This is a genomic window from bacterium (assembly GCA_029210965.1).
In the GTDB taxonomy this organism is placed as follows: domain Bacteria; phylum BMS3Abin14; class BMS3Abin14; order BMS3Abin14; family BMS3Abin14; genus JALHUC01.
The window spans coordinates 1-5,397 of the sequence record JARGFZ010000075.1 but is presented as its reverse complement, the minus strand read 5'-3'; the positions used below and the strand labels follow the sequence as shown (position 1 = coordinate 5,397).

Sequence of the window (5,397 nt, the reverse complement as noted above, 5' to 3'; positions counted from 1 at the left end):
TAGGCAAAACCTCCATAAAAAGGTTGCCTGTATATTACCATAACAGCTACCCTGAACCCAATAAAACCAAGCATTTGAGCAACAACCCGTTATGACCTGACCCCTGATATTGATCTGGACCCCCCATGGTGAAGTGAACCTTGGGCCACAAGCGCATCCCGAAAAAAGGCGGTTGCGCGATGGGGGAGGCATCGGGAAGGACCTCCCTCCCGAACTCCCTGTCGGTACCATCCTCAACGTGGCTATTGTAGCGATCAACGGTGGCTTTGAGTTCATGGGCCGGAACCCCGTAAGCAGCGGCCAGGTCTTCCATACTATCGAACTTTTTAATCACACCCTTTTTCAGACCTGGGCCAAGGTCCCACCCCCGGGATTCGACAGCCCCCGAATCGGCGATGCCGATGCAGGGGTGCCCGATCCTGAAGAGGGCGTCTGAAAGAGTCTTCCTGTCGGACAGTTCATTAATAAAGCGCTTCCCCGTCGCCGGGTCCACGACGATCCCATATAAGAATACGACATAGTCGGAAAAGACTGGCCCTACGCCGAAACCTTTCTCATCGGGGGAGGCCCACGGACCGAGCTGTATGTGTGACAGGTGAACGGGAGTGGCACCGATCCTGAGCGTTTCTTTAAGTGCTTCGGCAGTGGCAAACGGTTTGTTGGTGGTGTCTATTTTCTCTGTCAGTCGGGGGTCCTGGGAAGTGCGGAAGGGGATGTCGCTTCCAAAACCTCCGGTGGAAAGGACTACCGCTCTGTTAGCCTTAATGGACAAGTCGGTTCCCCTGGTCGGATACCGGTAGCCGTGGCCGTCGAGCATGCGAACGCCGGCCACATTGCCCTTCGGATCCAGGACGATGACGGAAGCGCCAGATTCTCGGGCCTCTATGGCGGCAGAAAGTCCCGCAAATCCGCTTCCTATAACGATGACGTCAAAGGTTTGATGCCAGTATTCCATTTAACAGCCCCTTTCAGCCATATCTTGTCGGCACATAATAACCTATTGCCAGTGGGGAGCAAACAGGGGGTCGAAGGGCGTTAAGAGCAGGAGCCAGGAGTAGGGCGTTAAGGGCAGTCCAAAGTCCAATGTCCATCCACCGTCGCTCAATGAGCTTCCACCTTCGCACAAGGCTACGGCGGACAAGATGGTGGACAGGAAGTCCAAAGGTGAGGAAGAGCGAGGGGCGGGGCAGTGAGCAATGAAGGGTGAACGAACAGGTGAATTTGGGTTCACTATTCATATTTCACTTACGCTTCCCCTAACAATTCGAAATGCTTAATTCATTTCCCCACTTTCCAGCTTCCCCTTTCCCTCTCTCCCCTCTTTCCGAATCGCAAAGCAAGGACGAAGGCCGTGATAGCGCCCAAAAAGAAAAGGAGGTATCCTTTCATGTCGTAGCGGTATACAAAGGTTTTGCTGGTCCTCGTCCGGATCAGGGAGTTGGCGACCCACCCTGCCTGCTGGCCACCTTCGGAGCGGATGTTCGTCCATTTCTCCCCTGATTCCAGAATTTCGAAACTGTCGCCGTTGTGTGCCTGGGTCAGTACTTTGGCTTTGGTGGTGGGTGACTTGCGGATGTTGACTGTCTGGCTGTCAATGACCGCTATTTTATCGGCCACAACTTCTACACTTGAAGCGTTGAAAAGGATCAATCCAACGCTCAAAAAAGCAATTGCGGCTGCTGCTCCAGCGACGGAGCGACCCAGGGTCGTCAGGTGAGCAACAGGAGCCAGAAGCCGGTCCCTGCTGCCTTTTACATACTTCTGGCCGAGGGAACCCAAAGCCTTGGCTCCCTGAACGACCTCCTTTTTCTGGTTGATGGTCTCATCGCCCATGATCCCCTCCTGTAAGTAGATATTTATACAAACAATACCTGATGTTTGATCACTTTGCATCCGTGAGAACGGGGGAAAGGCGAGTAGAAGTAGAAGTAGAAATAGAAATAGGGGTAGAAATAGGGATAAGAGATAAGAGATAGGAATACGTTTATGGTTACTTTAACCTTTCTCCTTTCCCTTTTTCCCTTCGTCAGTTCACTTTGTTTTCTGCACAGTAATGTGGGCACCTGCCCATACCTGTGTGCAGCAAAAACAGAATAAATGCAGGACTCCTGGATGTCAGGCAGTCATGGCCATCCGCTTGACCAGAAAGTTTTCCATGTAAATACTGAAGACCGTTTCAATGGCTGGCTTTATGTTAATAAACTTGAGCCCCATCCCGGCTGGCACCTCGTCGGTGTCCCTATTTTGAGCGTGAACAACCTGGCTCCGGAAACTGAACTCGTTGCGCAGTCCCGGCAGTTTAAACTCAACGTCCATCTCGGTTTTTCCAGGGAAGGGATCTGCAGTCGGGATGAACATGCCTCCCTCACCGAAGTTGTGGGTCATCATGGAAAGCTTGTCGAACCCTTGCTTTACCAGAACGGAAAAGGACATGGGTGCGCGAATGCACAGCCGGCGGTTGCTGGAAAGGCAAAGCTCAAGGCTGGTAAAAAATTTGCGTATGGACATGGGCCGCTGCACGATCTCATTGAACCCTGCCTGTCTGGCCCGTTCGTGGAAGAGATGATCGGGATTGGAGGTCATAAGGAGCATGGGAGGACTCGACAGGATCCGGTCTTCCTTGATGGTACGTCCCAGTTCCATGGGATCGTATTCCGGGATACGTTCCCCCATAATGACAGTGTTGGGAAGACTCTCATTCATAAAGTGGAGGGCCTCTTCGCCACTCTTTGCGGAGAACAGCTGGTGCCCCAACCCCTCGATTATCCTTGCCAGGTACTCCCTGTCCACATCTGAGGACTCTACCACCAGGGCCCCTTTCATCTTTCCCTCCTTTCAGAATTCATCGCTCAAAGAGAAACAGTGCAAAGTTGCTGCCAAAAAAGGACGTTCGCCTGCTGGCGGGAGTGGAAAGTGAAGGAGATAGGAGGAAGGATGAGCAGGCAGGGATCTCAAATCTCATATCTCAAATCTCAGAAAGAACATCTCAGAAAGACGTGGTCCTTCCTCAGGGTGGTTATTTCAGTTATTTTCTGTCAGCGCGATCTTCCATTTACCGAAAGGGAGTGATTTTTCAATGATGCCGGCACCATACGTCGAAGGTTTCCTGTTGGGCGGAAGCCTCATCATAGCCATCGGTGCACAGAACGCCTATGTTCTGTCCCTCGGCATCAGTCGTAACCATCATCTGGCCTCGGCGAGTCTATGTGCCATCATCGACATATCCCTGATCGCCTTGGGAGTAGCAGGGGTGGGGAGCTGGATGCAGGCTAACCCTGGTCTCCTCAAAATAGCCCTTTGGGGTGGGGCTGCCTTTTTGTTCCTCTACGGGTTGAGCACCCTTCGGTCGGCTGTGAGGGGGGAGGTGACGGAGGTGGATGCTTCCGGAGGGTTTGTGTCAGCAGGACGCCCTTCCCTGCGGACGGTTGCCTTCACCACCCTTGCTGTGAGCCTTTTCAACCCCCACGTCTACCTGGATACAGTTGTACTCATGGGGAGCATCAGCGGGAAATTCGCAGGGAGTGGCCGCTTTTTATTTGCCCTGGGTGCTTCAACCGCCTCTGTAATATGGTTCTACTCACTGGCTTTCGCCGGGCAAATTCTGGCTCCTGCTCTCACACGACCAGCGGCCTAACGGGTGGTCAATGTGATCATCTGCCTGACGATGTGGGGGATCGCACTCAAGCTGGTACTGGATGTGTTGGTATAATCCGTGATCCGTGATCCGTGGTAATCTCAGATCTCAAATCAAAACTCAAAAAAACCTTTCTCGCGCTCGTTCGTCACGCCAAAGGCGTAACTCACTAGAGACGCAGGGAGCGCAGTTAAAATCTAAACGGATCTGGGTTAAATCTAAAAAGTATTATGCATTTCCCTGCGACCTCTGCGCCTCTGCGAGAGACAGCCCTTATCGCTTTTGTAGCAACCATGCGTTCCCCAGATTGAAACTTTCTTTTCCGTCCCTTCGCACACTCTGCGTTTAAAAACCATCACTTTTACAGATATGGCTGTTTTTTGGTTCTAGATTTTACCCTTTCGCCAAGTCGCTCAGTCCCCAAGTCGGTAAGTCGTCAGTCCTTTCCTTCTGTACCCTCAGCAGCTTTCTCAAGGTGGAATGTGGAGGTCATTGTTAGTGCAGGTCGCGTGCCTGGGAATGTAGCCTGAGCACACCGAGGGTCGGTATTCGTCCCCCATGTGGTAAATAGAGCAGAACGTCCAGGAATCGTTCCGGTTGATAAACAGAAAGGGGCATACCCTGAGACGGATACCGTTATGAAAACAGCATATGTAAACAGCATATGTAAACAGGGTTCTTTTTTCTCCTTGCCCGGGTTTTGTAGAATAACGCTACCGGAGCTCCCACTTTTTCCCAGTGCCGGTAAGTGGCGGCTGTGACCGGGCCGGGGCGCCTGGATGTGCAGCAGAAACCACACCTCATGCATCCCCAGGAATCCTCAGGCAGATTCTGGGATGAAAGTGCTTTGAAATCGAGATGACTGTGGAGACTTTGATAGGCATCAAAAAGGGCTGTCAGGGGAGGGCCGGACATATCACTGTAGTGTTCCAGGATATGGCTCCATGGGAGGAACTCACATGCAAGGAGATCGTGCAGATGGGCAGGCAGCAACCCTTCCAGTGCCTGTAAAAAATGAGTCACGATACCACCCCCCCCTTGAGCAGTCATGTTGGAAAATTATAGCAGATGAAATAGGGAGAAAGAAATGCCTGAAAGGGTGAGCACTAGTGGGAATAGCAGGTAAATGGGTGAGTGAGTTGAGAGTGAATGGGCAGATTCATATTCAACAATCCGATCACGAATCACAAATTCAGAGCCATGGAAGTAAACCAGTCACGAGTCACGAGTAATGGACTTTTCCTTTTCCATCTCTATTGTGAGGAAATAACTGAGAACTGTCCGGATGCCCACCACTGCACCCAGAATACCAACCTTCTCCCAGGTGGGACTGGATACCGAGCTGATAATATCGGCTGCGATGAATATCTCAAGCCCCAGCAGCAGATGGGCGCTGAGTTCCTGGCGCATGCTGGCATCCATAGCGATACTTGTTCCGACGCCCCCAAGTTTATCCTTTAGGAATCTGAAGACAGTTTCCACAGTTCCCCAGAGGACGACCAGCACGCCGATCAGGCTGATGCAGAAGCTCACAACCTCGATAATCCTGTGCAGCAGATCCATTCCAGGTCCCTCCTTGCAGGTAAAAGGGAAAGCGCAGGTAGCGATTGCCGAATATTATAGCAGAAAGGAAATGGCGGTGAAAAGTGAACTGTGAACCCCCGAAATCCGAGATTGGTTTTGGCTGGCCTCCGGTCGAAGTGTCTGAGAGGCTGTTTTTTCGTTTTGGGTCCGATGAACCGGTCTAGTTGCCGTCAGGTGCT

At 51.8% G+C, this 5,397-nt stretch carries 5 protein-coding genes and 1 pseudogene; 1 reads left to right on the top strand and 5 read right to left on the bottom strand.

What is annotated here, in order from left to right; translation table 11 throughout:
- Positions 1–46: 46 nt before the first annotated feature.
- The 3 genes from P1S59_14155 to P1S59_14145 all read right to left on the bottom strand — a co-directional run bounded on the left by P1S59_14155 (position 47) and on the right by P1S59_14145 (position 2,823).
- Entirely contained in the window at positions 47–955 is a 909-nt protein-coding gene (locus tag P1S59_14155) for an FAD-binding protein (protein MDF1527373.1), read from the bottom strand.
- 323 nt (positions 956–1,278) lie between these two features.
- Positions 1,279–1,833, bottom strand: coding sequence for an SH3 domain-containing protein (locus tag P1S59_14150; GenBank protein MDF1527372.1), 555 nt, complete (start codon positions 1,831–1,833; stop codon positions 1,279–1,281).
- 282 nt (positions 1,834–2,115) lie between these two features.
- The gene (locus tag P1S59_14145; GenBank protein ID MDF1527371.1) at positions 2,116–2,823 is read right to left on the bottom strand and encodes a response regulator; all 708 of its coding nucleotides are present in this window, start codon (positions 2,821–2,823) and stop codon (positions 2,116–2,118) included.
- Between the two features lie 253 nt (positions 2,824–3,076).
- Between P1S59_14145 and P1S59_14140 the strand changes: the two are divergent.
- Positions 3,077–3,631: pseudogene (locus P1S59_14140) on the top strand (LysE family transporter).
- 639 nt (positions 3,632–4,270) lie between these two features.
- On the opposite strand, the gene P1S59_14135 reads toward P1S59_14140, so the two are convergent.
- Together P1S59_14135 and P1S59_14130 are read right to left on the bottom strand one after the other, a co-directional pair.
- Positions 4,271–4,657 (bottom strand): hypothetical protein, encoded by a 387-nt coding sequence (locus tag P1S59_14135; protein MDF1527370.1) that lies wholly within the window; start codon positions 4,655–4,657, stop codon positions 4,271–4,273.
- Positions 4,658–4,849: 192 nt separating this feature from the next.
- Entirely contained in the window at positions 4,850–5,197 is a 348-nt protein-coding gene (locus tag P1S59_14130) for a DUF1622 domain-containing protein (protein MDF1527369.1), read from the bottom strand.
- Positions 5,198–5,397: the final 200 nt, after the last annotated feature.

Excerpts from the sequence above, each read along its gene's own strand:
- P1S59_14155 (MDF1527373.1), bottom strand. The coding sequence starts at position 955 with ATGGAATACTGGCATCAAACCTTTGACGTCATCGTTATAGGAAGCGGA.
- P1S59_14150 (MDF1527372.1), bottom strand. The coding sequence starts at position 1,833 with ATGGGCGATGAGACCATCAACCAGAAAAAGGAGGTCGTTCAGGGAGCC.
- P1S59_14145 (MDF1527371.1), bottom strand. The coding sequence starts at position 2,823 with ATGAAAGGGGCCCTGGTGGTAGAGTCCTCAGATGTGGACAGGGAGTAC.
- P1S59_14130 (MDF1527369.1), bottom strand. The coding sequence starts at position 5,197 with ATGGATCTGCTGCACAGGATTATCGAGGTTGTGAGCTTCTGCATCAGC.